The sequence below is a fragment of the Pseudarthrobacter oxydans genome (genome assembly GCF_013314975.1).
In the GTDB taxonomy this organism is placed as follows: domain Bacteria; phylum Actinomycetota; class Actinomycetes; order Actinomycetales; family Micrococcaceae; genus Arthrobacter; species Arthrobacter oxydans.
Genome location: NZ_JABTYH010000002.1, coordinates 113,940 through 128,845, shown reverse-complemented (window position 1 = coordinate 128,845; position 14,906 = coordinate 113,940). Strand labels below are relative to the sequence as shown.

Annotated in this window: 12 protein-coding genes; 6 read left to right on the top strand and 6 right to left on the bottom strand. The window is 67.2% G+C overall.

Translation table 11 applies throughout. The features are described from left to right. Positions 1–8 precede the first annotated feature (8 nt). The 3 genes from HTS88_RS02155 to HTS88_RS02145 all read right to left on the bottom strand — a co-directional run bounded on the left by HTS88_RS02155 (position 9) and on the right by HTS88_RS02145 (position 2,775). A complete protein-coding gene (locus tag HTS88_RS02155; RefSeq protein WP_174175020.1) occupies positions 9–1,304 on the bottom strand; it encodes an ABC transporter permease in 1,296 nt (431 codons plus the stop codon). Next, a complete protein-coding gene (locus HTS88_RS02150; RefSeq protein ID WP_174175018.1) occupies positions 1,301–2,005 on the bottom strand; it encodes an ABC transporter ATP-binding protein in 705 nt (234 codons plus the stop codon). Before HTS88_RS02150 ends, HTS88_RS02155 begins: the two co-directional genes overlap by 4 nt. Before the next feature lie 128 nt (positions 2,006–2,133). Beyond that, positions 2,134–2,775, bottom strand: a complete 642-nt coding sequence (locus HTS88_RS02145; protein WP_217432147.1) for a DNA alkylation repair protein — start codon at positions 2,773–2,775, stop codon at positions 2,134–2,136. A gap of 187 nt (positions 2,776–2,962) precedes the next feature. Here HTS88_RS02145 and HTS88_RS02140 point away from each other — a divergent pair, with 187 nt between their 5' ends. The 6 genes from HTS88_RS02140 to HTS88_RS02115 all read left to right on the top strand — a co-directional run bounded on the left by HTS88_RS02140 (position 2,963) and on the right by HTS88_RS02115 (position 12,033). Next, a complete protein-coding gene (locus tag HTS88_RS02140) occupies positions 2,963–6,676 on the top strand; it encodes a nitrate reductase subunit alpha (protein ID WP_174175014.1) in 3,714 nt (1,237 codons plus the stop codon). Continuing rightward, a complete protein-coding gene (gene narH, locus HTS88_RS02135) occupies positions 6,676–8,370 on the top strand; it encodes a nitrate reductase subunit beta (RefSeq protein WP_174175012.1) in 1,695 nt (564 codons plus the stop codon). Before HTS88_RS02140 ends, narH begins: the two co-directional genes overlap by 1 nt. Further along, positions 8,367–8,987 carry a nitrate reductase molybdenum cofactor assembly chaperone gene (gene narJ, locus HTS88_RS02130; RefSeq protein WP_174175010.1) on the top strand — a complete coding sequence of 207 codons (621 nt, stop codon included), beginning with the start codon at positions 8,367–8,369 and terminating at the stop codon, positions 8,985–8,987. The genes narH and narJ overlap by 4 nt, the downstream gene beginning before the upstream one ends. Before the next feature lie 2 nt (positions 8,988–8,989). Beyond that, positions 8,990–9,856 (top strand): respiratory nitrate reductase subunit gamma, encoded by an 867-nt coding sequence (narI, locus tag HTS88_RS02125; protein WP_174175008.1) that lies wholly within the window; start codon positions 8,990–8,992, stop codon positions 9,854–9,856. A gap of 12 nt (positions 9,857–9,868) precedes the next feature. Continuing rightward, entirely contained in the window at positions 9,869–11,122 is a 1,254-nt protein-coding gene (locus HTS88_RS02120; protein WP_174175006.1) for an MFS transporter, read from the top strand. A 143-nt stretch (positions 11,123–11,265) separates the two neighbouring features. After that, positions 11,266–12,033 (top strand): RAD23 family protein, encoded by a 768-nt coding sequence (locus HTS88_RS02115; RefSeq protein ID WP_174175004.1) that lies wholly within the window; start codon positions 11,266–11,268, stop codon positions 12,031–12,033. A gap of 9 nt (positions 12,034–12,042) precedes the next feature. Here the strand turns inward: HTS88_RS02115 and HTS88_RS02110 are convergent, their stop codons facing one another. Genes HTS88_RS02110 through HTS88_RS02100 form a run of 3 tightly spaced genes read right to left on the bottom strand, consistent with a single transcriptional unit; the run spans position 12,043 to position 14,902 of the window. Beyond that, positions 12,043–12,561 (bottom strand): GNAT family N-acetyltransferase, encoded by a 519-nt coding sequence (locus HTS88_RS02110; protein WP_174175002.1) that lies wholly within the window; start codon positions 12,559–12,561, stop codon positions 12,043–12,045. Then, positions 12,561–14,429 (bottom strand): glycoside hydrolase family 15 protein, encoded by a 1,869-nt coding sequence (locus tag HTS88_RS02105; RefSeq protein WP_174175000.1) that lies wholly within the window; start codon positions 14,427–14,429, stop codon positions 12,561–12,563. Before HTS88_RS02105 ends, HTS88_RS02110 begins: the two co-directional genes overlap by 1 nt. Further along, on the bottom strand, positions 14,426–14,902 hold the full coding sequence (locus HTS88_RS02100) for a hypothetical protein (RefSeq protein WP_174174998.1): 477 nt from the start codon (positions 14,900–14,902) through the stop codon (positions 14,426–14,428). The genes HTS88_RS02105 and HTS88_RS02100 overlap by 4 nt, the downstream gene beginning before the upstream one ends. Positions 14,903–14,906: the final 4 nt, after the last annotated feature.

The window sequence follows — 14,906 nt, the reverse complement described above, 5'->3', positions numbered from 1 at the left end:
CCTGCCTCTTATTCGTAGCGAAGGGAGTCGATGGGGTTCTTCCTGGCTGCCCTGCTCGCCGGCAGGGTCCCGGAGATGAAGGCAATAGCCATGATGAGCAGCATAATGCCCATGATGGCGCCCGGCTCGAACAGGAGGATGTTCAGCCCGGGCAGGGAAGACAGCGGTCCCGCGGACAGCGCCGCGTTCAGCGCGCTGCCGGCCAGCACCGCCGCCGCGACCCCGATCAGGCTGCCGAGGAAGCCGATGAAGGCAGCTTCGAGGCTGAAGAGTGCGAAGATTTTGCCGGCCCGCATGCCCATGGCTTTCATGAGCCCGATTTCACGGGTGCGTTCCTGCACGCTCATCAGCAGCGTGTTGACAATGCCGAAGGCCGCGGCCACCAGGGCGACGATGGCGAAGGCGTTGAGTACGCCGATGATCCCGTCAATGACCGTTTTGATGACGCCCAGCTGGTCCTGGATGGTCTGGACCCCAAAACCGGCAGCCGCCACACTTTCCTGGAGGTCGCTTACCTGGGCGCTTGAAAGGGCCGGATCAAAGTAGGCGACGGCGAGGGGGTACCGGGCGGGGCCGGTGTCGATGCCGGCGCTTTGCGCTTCAGCCAGGGCTGACACCATGGCAGGGTTGGCCCCGCCGCCGGAGGGCAGCAGGCTCTCCTGGGAGATTCCAACGACGGTGCCGTCCACCTGGTGCCGCGCACCGAGCACGTCCGTGATGCCCAGTGGGACCACCGCGCCGACGGCGTCCTGGGCATCGGCGAATCCAAGCGCGTCCACGTAGTCGGCGGGAAGGACCAGTTCGCGCGTCCCGGAGGACTCGGAAAGCTGGGCGCCGGCGAGGAGGTCTGCCCGGGTGATCGAGGATGTGGGATTGACGCTGAGCTCGAATTGCCCGCCGCCGTTGTACTGCACAAAGTCAACAGCCACCGCCTGGACAGGGTCAACCCGGAAAATGCCGCTTATCCCTGCGAGTTTTTCAAGGTCAGCCTCCGTCATCGGGTCGCTTTGTCCGGCCCCTGGCAGGGCGGGGCCACCCGTTGCGGACGACGCACTGGATGTCTTCGGGTCATACGCACGCGGACCTTCGGTTGTATCCCCGGCGGTCCTGGTGACGATGAAAACGTCATCGGCTCCCAGCGAAGCCACCTGTTTGGTGACGTAGTCCGTGACTCCCGCACCCACGGCCGTCGTCAGCGTCAGGGTGAACGCCCCGATGAACAGGGCCAGCACTGTCAGCGTGGTGCGGAGCTTGCTGCGCAGGGTGTTGCGGGCAGCGGACCCGACCAGATCGGTGGCTTTCATGCGGCAGCCACTCCCGCCCCGGAGGGAACAACCACGCCGTCGCGGATGAAGACCTGGCGGTCGCAGCGGGCCGCGAGATCCTCGTCGTGGGTGACGATGACCAGGGTAATGCCGCGGTCCCGGTTCAATTGGAAGAGGGTGTCTTCAACGATTGCTCCGGTTGCGCTGTCGAGGTTGCCGGTTGGTTCGTCGGCAAAGATGACCGTTGGCTCGTTGATGAGGGCTCGGCTGATCACCACCCTTTGCTTCTGTCCTCCCGAGAGGTCATTGGCGTTGCTTGCGGCCTTGTCCTCGAGTTCGAACTGCCGCAGCACGGCCAGGGCGCGTTCCCTGCGTGCCCTGGGGGACACCCCGGCGATCTTCAGTGGAAGGGTCACGTTGTCCATGACGCTGGTCTCCGGCGTCAGGAAGAACTGCTGGAAAACGAACCCGAACTCCTTGTTGCGGAGCTCGCTGGCCTTCTTCGGCGGCAGTGCCAGGGCGTCGCGGCCGTTGAAGGAGAGGCTGCCGGAATCCGGCGTGTCCAGCAGCGCGATGATATGCATCAGGGTGGACTTGCCGGACCCGCTCTTCCCGACGATGGCTACGCTTTCCCCTGGCGCCACCTGCAGCGTGACGTCCTTGAGGGCGTGGAACGTGCTGGATCCTTTGCCGTAACTCTTGCTGATGTTCCTGGCGTCGATGACCAGCGGGGAGGTCATTATGGTCGCCTTGAGAAGCCTGACATGTCTTTCTCCTGTCGATAAATTGCAGTAACTGCAATTTATCATGCAGTGACTGTAGTTTTCTAGAGGAGGAGGTATGAGGGGCTCAGCGCACCACCCGGACGTCAGCCATTGTTCCGGCGGACCATCTCGTTGATCCAGGCGGGGGCGAAGGGGGACGTGCAGCCCGGAGACGTGGGATAGTCCTTGAGCACCTCCAGGCGCTCGCCGATCTCCAGTGCCCGCGCCCGGTGCCCGGCGTGCTCGATTCCGATCTGGGCGAGGCAGGTGTTCATGGCCCACTGCAGCCGGTCCGGGGCGTCCTTCATCTCTGCCTCGATGACGTCCAGCAGCCCCGGAAGGTCCAGGCCCTCGGGCGCCTTGGCCACGCGCTCGCTGGTCAGTGCCCAGCCGGCAGCGGCAACCACGGGATCCGGGTCGGCCAGCCAGGCCACGCGCAGGTCTTCGGCGTGCGGGCCCTTCTTCACCACGTAGTTCACCAGCCAGTCCTGCACCTTGGCCGCGCGCGACTCGCGCAGCATGGCGTCCAGTTCATCCCGCCCGAAGGCCTTGGGCCGGCAGACAAGGAGCGCCAGCAGCCTGGCCGCTGTGTCGCCGGTGGCCCACAGCTCGCGGGCAAGGTCCTGCTGGGTCTTCAGCCGCTTGGCGATGGCGCGGAGCTTGCTGAGGTTCACGCCGTGGTCATCGCCGTGCCGCTCGTTCACCTCGCGTGCCCTCGGGTCCTCGAGCTCCGCCAGTTCGGCCATCAGCTCCGCCACCGTTGTTCCTGTCAATGCTGTCCCGGCCACCGCTTGTCTCCTGTCCGCTGCCTGCGGTTTTCAGCCTACGGCCGGAAGAATCACCCGGCGAGCCGAAACCTAGTCCCGCCCCGCCCAAAACGCAACCAGTCGAAAGACCCTACTCGCCCGCCGGAGCCACACCTACCGTGGCAGCATGGCTGAGGAGAGTTTTGTCCCGGGGGTAGACGGAGCAGCATCGGATGCAATGCTGAAGGTGGGCCGGTTTTTCACGAAGTGGGACCAGACCGACGACGGCAGGGCAGTCTTCCGGGAGGGCGGCCGCAAGGGGGACATCTTCTACCGCGACCGGTGGAGCCACGACAAAGTGGTCCGCTCCACCCACGGCGTGAACTGCACCGGGTCCTGCTCCTGGAAGGTGTACGTCAAGGACGGCATCATCACCTGGGAATCCCAGCAGACCGACTACCCCTCGGTGGGGCCGGACAGCCCTGAATACGAACCACGAGGCTGCCCCCGCGGGGCGGCCTTTTCCTGGTACACCTACTCGCCCACCCGGGTCCGCTTTCCCTACGCCCGCGGGGTCCTGGTGGAGATGTACCGCGAGGCGAAGGCCCGGCTTGGCGACCCTGTGCACGCTTTCGCCGAGATCGCCGCGGACCCGGACAAGCGGCGCCGCTACCAGCAGGCCCGCGGCAAAGGCGGCCTGGTCCGGGTGTCCTGGCAGGAGGCCATCGAGATTGCCGCCGCCGCGCACGTCAACACCATCAAGACCTACGGCCCGGACCGCTGCGCCGGCTTCTCGCCCATCCCGGCGATGTCCATGGTTTCGCACGCGGTGGGAACCCGCTTCATCCAGCTCATCGGCGGCGTGATGACCTCCTTCTACGACTGGTACGCGGACCTCCCCGTGGCCAGCCCGCAGGTGTTCGGGGACCAGACGGACGTGCCCGAGTCCGGCGACTGGTGGGACGCGCGCTACCTCATGATGTGGGGCTCCAACGTTCCCGTCACCCGCACCCCGGACGCTCACTGGATGGCCGAGGTGCGGTACCGCGGCACCAAGGTGGTCACCGTCAGCCCGGATTATGCGGACAACACCAAGTTTGCCGACGAATGGCTTCCCGCCCAGGCCGGAACCGACGCCGCGCTGGCAATGGCCATGGGCCACGTGACGCTCAAGGAATTCTTCGTGGACCGGCAGGTGCCCTTCTTTACGGACTACGTGAAGCAGTACACGGACCTGCCGTTCCTGGTCCGCCTGGAAAAGCGCGACGACGGCGCCCTCACGCCGTCGAAATTCCTCACCGCGCGTGACATCCCGGCGGAGTCCGGGGCTGAGGACGCTGCCTTCCGCACCGTCCTGTTCGACAAGAAGGCAGGCCGACCCGCCGTCCCGAACGGTTCCATGGGGTTCCGCTACTCCGGCAGCGGCGAGGGCAGGTGGAACCTGGACCTCGAGGGGATGGAACCGGCGCTGTCGCTGCGGGAGGTCTCGGGAGAAAGCGCCGAGATCCTGCTCCCGTGCTTCGAGCAGGCGGACGGCACCGGCAGCGTGCTCCGCCGCGGCGTGCCCGTCATCGAGGTGGAAGGCCAGCTGGCCACCACGGTGTTCGACCTCATGCTCGCGCAGTACGGCGTGGGCCGCGAAGGCCTCCCCGGCGAGTGGGCCGCCGGGTACGACGACGCCTCCACTCCCTACACCCCGGCCTGGCAGGAGGAGATCACGTCCGTTCCCGCCCAGGCCTGCATCCGGGTGGCCCGCGAGTTCGCCCGCAACGCCGAGCAGTCCAGGGGCCGGTCCATGATCATCATGGGCGCCGGGATCTGCCAGTGGTTCCACGGCGACACCACGTACCGGGCCATCCTGGCGCTGGTGATGCTGACCGGCTGCATGGGACGGAACGGGGGCGGCTGGGCGCACTACGTGGGGCAGGAAAAGACCCGACCCATCACCGGCTGGGTGTCGCTGGCCAATGCCCTGGACTGGTCCAGGCCGCCGCGCACCATGATCGGCACCGGGTACTGGTACATGCACACGGACCAGTGGCGCCAGGACGGATATTCAGCGGATGCGCTGAAGTCCCCGCTGTCCACCGGCGCCCTGGACGGCCTGCACACCGCGGACGCCATCGCCCAGTCCGCGCGGCTTGGATGGATGCCGTTTTACCCGCAGTTCGACCGCAACCCCCTGGACCTCGCCGACGAGGCGGAGGCCGCCGTCGCCGCCGGAACCGCCAAGGACACCCCCAGCTATATCGCGGACGCACTCAAGAGCCGAACCCTGAACCCGGCCATCGAGGACGTGGATGCCCCGGAGAACTGGCCGCGCACCCTGGTCCTGTGGCGCTCCAACCTCTTCGGGTCCTCGGCGAAGGGCAACGAGTACTTCCTGCGGAACCTGCTGGGCACCCACAACAACGTCCTGGGCGAGGACCATGCGGAGGGGCTCAAACCCACGAATGTGAAATGGCACGAGCAGGCGCCGGAAGGGAAGCTGGACCTGCTGGTCTCCGCCGACTTCCGGATGACCTCCACCACCCTGCTGTCCGACGTCGTGTTCCCCGCCGCCACCTGGTACGAGAAACACGACCTGTCCTCCACGGACATGCACCCGTTCGTGCATGCGTTCACCCCGGCCATCGACCCGCCCTGGGAAACCAAGACCGACTTTGACACCTTCCACCTGCTGGCCCGCGAGTTTTCGAAGATGGCCAAGACCCACCTGGGCATCCGGCGCGACCTGGTGAGCGTGCCGCTGCAGCACGACACCCCGGGCCAGCTCGCCCAGCCCGGCGGGACGGTCCGGGACTGGCGGAAGCCGGACATCCCCGCCGTGCCGGGGCAGAACATGCCCGTCTTTTCCGTGGTGGAGCGGGACTATACAACCATCGCGGACAAGCTGGCCGCCGTCGGGCCCCTTGCGGACAAGCTGGGCTTCACCGTCAAGAACGTCACCTACAAACTGGCCGGGCCGCTCCAGCGGCTCAGCCACTCGAACGGCGTGATGCTCGGGGGCGCCGCGGACGGCCGCCCGGCCATGGACACCGACGCCAAGATGGCGGAGGCCATCCTGGCCTTCTCCGGCACCACCAACGGTGCGCTGTCCGTGCAGGGCTTCAAGGATTTGGAGATCCGGACCGGGCGGAAACTGGCGGACCTGTCCGAGGGGTCCGAGGAAAAGTTCATCACGTTCGCCCAGACCCAGGCGGCCCCGGTGCCGGTGATCACGTCGCCCGAATGGTCGGGCTCGGAGACGGGCGGCCGCCGCTACGCCCCCTTCACCATCAACATCGAGCGCCTCAAACCCTTCCACACCCTCACCGGCCGCATGCACTTCTTCCTGGACCACGACTGGATCACGGACATCGGGGAGGCGCTGCCCATCTACCGGCCGCCGCTGGACATGCACCGGCTCTTCGGCGAACCCAAACTGGGCCGGAACGGGCAGCTGGAGGTGGTGGTCCGGTACCTGACGCCGCACTCCAAGTGGTCCATCCACTCCGAATACCAGGACAACCTGCTGATGCTCTCGCTGTCCCGCGGCGGACCCACCGTCTGGATGAGCCCGGCCGACGCCGACTCCATCCAGGTCCGGGACAACGACTGGGTGGAATGCCTGAACATCAACGGCGTCCTGGTGGCCCGGGCGATCGTCAGCCACAGGATGCCCGCGGGTGTGGTGTACGTCCACCACGCGCAGGAACGCACCATCGACGTGCCGAAGTCGGAGGCCACCGGACGGCGCGGCGGCATCCACAACTCCGTCACCAGGCTGCTGGTCAAACCGTCGCACCTGATTGGCGGCTACGCCCAGCTGGCGTACGCGTTCAACTACCTCGGCCCCACCGGAAACCAGCGGGACATGGTGGCCACGGTCCGCCGCCGCTCACAGGAGGTGCAGTACTGATGAGGGTCATGGCTCAAATGGGCATGGTGATGAACCTGGACAAGTGCATCGGCTGCCACACGTGTTCGGTCACCTGCAAGCAGGCGTGGACCAACCGGGCGGGCACCGAGTACGTCTGGTTCAACAACGTGGAAACCCGGCCCGGCCAGGGGTACCCGCGCCGGTACGAGGACCAGGACAAATGGCGCGGCGGCTGGGACCTGAACAAGCGGGGCAAGCTGGTCCTGAAGGCCGGCGGCCGGGTGAAGAAGATGTTCGGGCTCTTCGCCAGCCCGGTCCAGCCCGAGCTCAAGGACTACTACGAGCCCTGGACGTACGACTACAAAACCCTGGTGGACGCGCCCCTCGGCGACGACTTCCCGGTAGCCCGGCCCAAATCCCTGATCACGGGGGAGGACACCAAGGTCACCTGGTCCGCGAACTGGGACGACAACCTGGGCGGCTCCGCGGAGAACGGCCACCTGGACCCGCTGGTGGAGAAAGTCCGGCGCGAGTCAGAGGACAAGATCAAGTTCGCGTACGAGCAGACCTTCATGTTCTACCTGCCGCGGATCTGCGAGCACTGCCTGAACCCGTCCTGCATGGCCTCCTGCCCCTCCGGCGCCATTTACAAGCGGGTGGAGGACGGGATTGTGCTGGTGGACCAGGACAAGTGCCGCGGCTGGCGGCAGTGCGTCACCGGCTGCCCGTACAAGAAGATCTACTTCAACCACAAGACCGGCAAGGCCGAGAAGTGCACCTTCTGCTATCCGCGGGTGGAGGTGGGGATTCCCACGGTGTGCTCGGAGACCTGCGTGGGCAGGCTGCGGTACCTTGGGCTGTTTCTGTACGACGCCGATGCGGTCACCGCGGCGGCGTCCGTCACCGACCCGCAGGAACTCTACGACGCCCAGATGGACGTCCTGCTGGACCCGAACGATCCCGCCGTCCAGGCGGAGGCCCGGGCGCAGGATATCCCGGAGGACTGGATCGACGCCGCCCGGCGCTCGCCGGTGTACGCCCTGGCCAAGGTGTACAAGGTGGCCCTGCCGCTGCACCCGGAGTACCGAACCATGCCGATGGTCTGGTACGTGCCGCCGCTGTCCCCGGTGGTGGACCTGCTGCGGGACCAGGGGCACGACGGCGAGGACCACGGCAACCTGTTCGGCGCCATTGATGCGCTGCGCATTCCGGTGGAGTACCTCGCCGAGCTCTTCACCGCCGGGGACGCGGACCGGGTCACCGCGGTGCTGAAGAAGCTTGCGGCCATGCGTGCGTTCATGCGCGGCATCAGCCTGGGCAACGACCCGGACGAGTCCATCGCCGAGGCCGTGGGCATGGACGGGCAGACCATGTACGAGATGTACCGGCTGATGGCCATCGCCAAGTACGACGAGCGGTACGTCATTCCCAAGGCGCACGTGGAGCAGGCGCATGACCTGGAGGAGATGGGCTGCTCGCTGGATTTCGACGGCGGCCCGGGCATGCAGGATTCCTCGCCTTTCGGTGAGGCAAGCGGCAGGCCGGTGCCGGTTGCGGTGGACACGTTCAACGCCCTGCGCGACAGGCAGACCAGCGACGAGGTATCAGCCGGAACCAGCCTGAAGGGCAGGGTGAACCTGCTGAACTGGGACGGCCGCGGGGCTCCGCCGGGGCTCTTCCCGGACAAGGGGCCCGAACCGGGGACCCTGGCCGCGGCGGAGGACCAGCCGTGAGCCGCCGCGACCAGGTGGTGTACATGGCCGGTGCGTGGTGCCTGTCCTACCCGGACCAGGACCTCCTGGGCAAGGTCCCGCTCATGCGCGCCGCGCTCGCGGAGTTCCCGGGCGCCGTCGAACCCTTCCAGGAGGTGCTGGACGCGCTGGAAGCCACGCCGCTGATGGAGGCACAGGCGCACTATGTGCGGGAGTTCGACCTCAGCAGGCGCCACGCCCTGCACCTGAGCTACTGGACGGACGGGGACACCCGGCGCCGCGGCGAAGTGCTGGGCAGCTTCAAGAAGGCCTACCGGCAAAGCGACATCCTGGTGGACACCCAGGGGGAGTTGCCGGACTACCTGCCCATGGTGCTCGAGTACACCGCGCTGGTGGACTTCGCCGCAGGGCGGGAGCTGCTGATCCGGTACCGGCCGAGCCTGGAGATGCTGAAGTTCGGGCTGCTCCGGGACAAGCTTCCGCACGCCAGGATCCTGGCGGCCATCTGCGCCACGCTGCCCGGAAAGTCGCCGGCGGATGAACAGGCCGTGATGCGGATGGCAGGCTACGGGCCGCCCACGGAGGCGGTTGGCCTTGACCCCTACGATCCGCGCCTGTTGCCCGTGAAGGGGGCCTGACCATGGTGACGTTGGAAGCACAGCCCGGTGCCGCCGTCGAACTCTCTGCCCTGGACATTGTCTTGTGGGGCGTCCTGCCCTACGTCATGGTGGTGGTCCTGGTGGGCGGGCTGATCTGGCGCTACAAGTACGACCAGTTCGGCTGGACCACCAGGTCCTCCCAGCTCTATGAATCGAAACTGCTGCGGATCGCCTCGCCGCTGTTCCACTTCGGCCTGCTCGCCGTGATTGCCGGGCACTTCTTCGGGCTGGTTATCCCGAAGTCCTGGACGGAAGCGGTGGGGATGAGCCAGGATTTCTACCACTTCAACGCCCTGTTTGTTGGCGGGATCGCCGGCATCGGGACCCTGGGCGGGATCGTGCTGCTGATCTACCGGCGGCGCACCACGGGGCCGGTGTTTATGGCCACCACCAAGAACGACAAGGCCATGTACGTGGTGCTCACGGCAGCCATCGTGTTTGGTTTGTGGACCACCCTAGCCAGCGTGTTCGAGGGCGGGCACGGGCACAATTACCGCGAAACCGTGGCGCCATGGTTCCGGTCGCTGTTCATCTTCCAGCCGGACATCGCGGCCATGGCTGCCGCGCCGTTCTCCTTCCACCTGCACACGCTGGTGGGGATGGCGCTGTTCATCATCTGGCCGTTCACGCGGTTGGTCCACGCCTTCACCGCGCCGTTCCACTACCTCTTCCGCCCGTACATTGTGTACCGCTCCAGGGACCGCGACGGCGGCCGGACGGGCGGGCGCGCGCGTGCCGGGGCCGGAAGCAGGTCCGTAACCACTGCCGCCCAGAACCCCAACGCCCCCGCTGCGAAGCGAGGCTGGTCCGCGGTCGGAACCCAGGACCGGGACACGCGGAACCGGTGAGAGGAGAAGAAGATGACTGAATCCGCGCCGCCCACCGGAACCTCCGCCCCCGCTGAGACCTCCCACCCCGGCAAGGGACGGAACCTGGCCCTGGCCACTGCCGCCTCGGTCACGGCGTTCTGGGCGTGGAACATCGTGGCGCCGCTGGGTGCCCGCTACACCCAGGAAATGGGTTTGAACTCCACCGCCACCGCCGTGCTGGTGGCCATGCCGATCTTTGTGGGATCGCTCGGCCGGATCGTGGTGGGCGCCATGACGGACCGGTTCGGCGGCCGGGCCATGTTCACGTTTGTCCTGCTGGGGAGCGTTCCGCCGGTGCTGCTGGTGGCCCTCGGCGGCACCCTCGGTTCCTATGCCTTGGTGCTCGGTGCCGGCCTGCTCCTGGGCGTGGCAGGGACCGTGTTCGCCGTCGGAATCCCCTTCGTTTCTGCCTGGTATGAGCCCTCACGGCGCGGCTTCGCCACGGGCGTTTTTGGCGCCGGGATGGGCGGGACCGCGCTGGCGGCCTTCCTGACCCCGCGGCTGGTCAACTGGATCGGCTACCTGCCCACGCACCTGCTGATCGCGGGGCTGCTGGTGGTCATGGGGGCCGTGATCTGGTTCAACCTGAAGGAGTCTCCGGACTGGCACGCAAACACGGCCCCGGTGATCCCCAAGCTCAAGGACGCGGCCGGGCTGGCCGTCACCTGGAAGCTGTGCTTCCTTTACGCGCTCGTTTTTGGCGGGTTCGTTTCCTTCGCCACCTATCTCCCCACCTACCTCCGTGACATTTACCAGTTCGATCCCACGGCTGCCGGCACCCGCACCGCAGGCTTTGCCCTGGCAGCGGTCCTGTTCCGGCCCATCGGGGGAGTGCTGGCGGACCGGATCGGGTCCAAGCCGGTGGTGCTCTCGTCGCTGGCGGGCATTGCGGTCCTGGCGTTCATCGTGAACCTCCGGCCCGACGGCGAGATCCCGGCCGGCCTCACCTTCGTGGCGATGGCCTCAGCACTGGGCCTGGGCACCGGAGGCGTGTTCGCCTGGGTGGGCAGGCTTGCGCCGGCCGGCAAGGTGGGCAGCATCAGCGGCATTGTCAGCGCGGCCGGCGGGATGGGCGGCTACTTCCCGCCGCTGGTCATGGGCGCCACCTACAACGCAGCTGACAACAGCTATTTCATCGGCCTGATGCTGCTGGTGGTCACGGCCGTCGTTGCGTTTGTGTTCACCATCGTGGCCATCCGCTCGCCGAAGCAGCCTGCGCGGCAGGGCGCGTTGAAGGGGACGTGACCTCCGACGGCGGGTGGCCGGGGCCGCCGGGGCAGTTTCGTTACGAGGGCAACAGTTTGGCGCCAATGGGTTGACTAACGGGTCCCGGGCTGCGGCGCGGGCTCAGAATTGAGGCATCACAAACAGCCCTCGAGGAGGCGGAAATGCGGCGGTCAGCGTGGCCCGGCGCGGTAACCCCGGCAGTACTTCTTTCACTTTCGCTGCTCACCGCCTGCGGTGGGCCGGCCAACCCACCGCAGGCGACGCCGTCGGGCGCTTCCGTCAGCGCAAGCGCCACGCCAGTACCCACGGAAACGACGACGGCGGCAGAGTCACCGAGCGCCGCCCCAGGCAGCCCAACGGCAACTGCACCGGCGTCGGCTTCCTGGACCACCTACACCACGGCGGCCGGTGATCTGTCCTTCGACCTTCCGTCTACCTGGAACATCAAGGACCCGGCCGGGGAATTGGCCGAGGGCGGCGGGGCATTCGCCGAGGTGACCAGCGAGGATGGCCGACTGCTGGCGACGCTTCGCACCAACATGGCCACCGGCTCTACCTGCACCGAAAAGTACCCCTACGAGGTTCTGGAATCGCAGGAGATGCCGCAACTGGCCCAGTACGGCACGGTTCCGCATTATACCTTCGAAACGCGCGGCAACGAAACCGCCGCAGGCCCGCCGGATACCCCCGCTGCGGTCTACGGCATCACGTCCGCACCGCACCCCGAGGGAGAGTCAGCCTGCTATATGTTCCACTTCTTCACGTGGCCGCCCAATGCCGCCACGTTCGGGGCGTTCTACAACCCGGAACTCAACCGGACGCCGGGTGATCCGTCGCTGCCGTACCTGCAGAAAGCGAAGCTGTACGCGGGGACGCAGGAGTACCGGGATATCAAGCGGATGATCACGTCGCTGCGGCCGGCGGGGTAGGGTTTCGCGCTACGCGGTGTCGATCCAGTAGCGGCGCTTGCCGTTGCGGGTGTCCTCGTAGCTGCCGCCGTTCTTTTCGATGGTCGCCCGGGAGCCTGCGTTGTCCTCATCGCAGGTGAGGAGTACCCGTTGGATTCCGAGTTCCCGGGCGATCGGCAGGGCATCGGCCAGCGCCTTGGCTGCATGGCCGTGGCGCCGTGCGGAGGGCCTGACGCTGTAGCCGATGTGCCCGCCCTCGTTGAGGAGGAAGTCGTTCAGCTCGTGCCTGATGGCGAGTGAGCCAAGGAACGTGCCGCCCTCAACGATCCACAGGTAGGTGCAGGGCACGTACCCCGGCTTCCGCGGGCTTTCAGGCAGCGCATCCTTGACGAGGGCCTCGACGAAGCGGCTGAAAGCCCCGGGATCCTGCAGTTCTTCCAGCGGCCAGCTGTCTGCGCCCGCGCCGTCCTGGCGGAGGCCCTCAAATTCGGCGGCCGCCTCCAGCCAAGAGGAGTGGAAGCGTGCGTCCGGAGCGATGAGGCGGGCCATCACAAGATCGTATTCGATCGAGGAGGGTTGTCGCGGAGGGCCAGCGCGGCCTGGACAAGGGCGGAATGCGTGAGTGCCTGCGGGTAGTTACCCAGAAGCGCGCCGCTGGCAGGGTCCATTTCCTCGCTGAACAGTCCCAGCGGGGAGCCCACTTCCAGGAGGGCTTCAAACAGGCTCCTCGCTTCCTGGGCCTTGCCGGTTATCGCCAGGGCTTGCACCAGCCAGAATGAGCAGGGCAGGAAGGCTCCCTCGCTTCCCGGAAGGCCGTCGCGCCCTGGCGGATACCGGTACAGCAGCGGATAACCCGCGGACAGTTCACTGCTGACGGCGTCGATGGTTCCCTCGAGGAGGCGGGAGCCGGGCTGCTCCAGGCCGGTAAGGGGCAGGACAAGCAGGGCGGCGTCCAGATCGTCAGAGCCGTAGGCGCGCACGTAGGTATTCCTGCCCGGGTCGGATCCTTTCGCCCGCACCTGGGCCGCGATGTCGCTGCGTGCGGTTTGCCACCGGGCCCGGCGCCTGCGGCCGAGGCGGTGCGTGGCAGCGATCCGCAGCGCCCGGTCCAGTGCGAGCCAGGCCATGATTTTGGAATGCACGTGCTGGGCTGCCTCGCCGCGTATCTCCCAGATGCCCGCATCTGGTTCCTGCCACCTGGCGGCAACCAGGTCCGTGAAACCGCGCATGGCCCGCCAGGTCTCCGAATTCAGGGAGCGGCCGCTGTCCACGAGGTTCCAGGCCGCGTCCAGGACCCAGCCGTAACCGTCGAGCTGGTGCTGTGCGGCGGCGAGGTTGCCGGTTCGCACCGGCGTGCTTCCGGCATACCCCGGCCAGTCCGGCAGTTGGCGCTCCCGTGGCACGCGGCCTCCCGTCAGGGAGAAAAGTGCCGGAAGGCGCGGCCTGTCCAGCCGGCTGGCATGAAGGAGCCACCCGAGGAAATTGAGTGCTTCCTGCATTTTGCCCACCCGCAGGAAGGCCCCCACGCCGATGCTGGCGTCGCGTGGCCACGAGTATCTGTAGTCCCAGTTGCGGATGCCTCCCGGGTCCTCCGGCAGGGACGTCGTAGGGGCGGCAACCGGCGCGCCGGAGGGGGAGTAGGTCAGCAACCGGAGCGTCAGCAGGCTCCGCACCACGTGGTCCCGGAACGGGATGGAGTGGTCAATCCCCTCCGTCCAGGCCTGCCAGCGTGCTTCGTCCCTGGCGACGAGGTCCCAGGCTGCCGCGGGGCGTACATGGATGAGTGGTTCTCCATACGCGATGGCCAGGACGAACGTCAGGGGTGTGCCCGGGGTGACCACGAGGTGCAGCGGACGCCCTGGTTCCAGGTCCACCCGCGGACTTGAACCGAGGGACGTTGCCACCGGGCCCCAGTCGCAGACAAGATCCCGGCCCTGGCGTACCCGCGGGCGGCGATGACGCACGCCAAGCCGCGGGTCGAAGATCACGGTGACCCGCACCGGAGACTGTTCCGCCGTCAGGCGCCGGATGAGGATGGTGCTCGGGAGCAGTTGGCCGGCGACCTCGGTGATCATTGCCTCCGTGAGTGTGAGCAGGCCGTCCCGGGCCGCCCACACTGTCTCCAGGGTTGCGGTTTCTTTCCGGTAGCGCCGCGTTACCAGGGAGGCCGGCTGGCCGGGTCCCGTGAGGAACCGTCCCGCCGCCGGCCCGCCGAGCAGCGCACCAAAGAGGGGCTCGCCGTCGAACGCCGGGACGCAGAGCCAGTCCACTGACCCGGCGGCGGAGACCAGTGCGGCGGTCCGGGTGTCGCCCAGGAGCCCGTACTCCGCAAGGGGCGCGGGACACCATTGCCGGCCCTGGAGCGGATCCGGCTGGTCCAGCCGCTGCGGGGCCTGGTTCACATGGTCGAGGCTCATGCCGCCCCCAGAAACATTCCAAGAACGGCACCGTAGACCACATGGGCGGCCACGGCTACTGCCGGAGTCTGGATGCCGTAGTTCAGGCCGAGTAAGCCCGGCGGCTCCAGCGCCGCCGTGGTGGTGAGCCCCGCCCTGCTGGAGGCCATCCGGGGATGGACTCCGGGCAGGAGGGGCAGGATTACCGTCAGTGCGACCGCCACATGCAGGAGCCCCAGCAGGGCGCCGATCCACCACGTTGCCTGGCCCAGGAGAGCGAAGATCGCGGCGTAACCCAGGGCGAACCCCTGCCCTGCGGCGAGGTGGATGAAGAAGCCGGCCACCCGGGCTTTGTCCGGGTCGGGCGTGACGAGGGTTCCGAGGACCAGCGGCAGATCCAGGCGGGTCAGCCCTGCCATCTGTGCCGCAATCATCACTGCGGTCAGCACAGTCGTTGCAACAAGCCCAAACAGGGCCCACCCCTGCCAGTCCATGTCA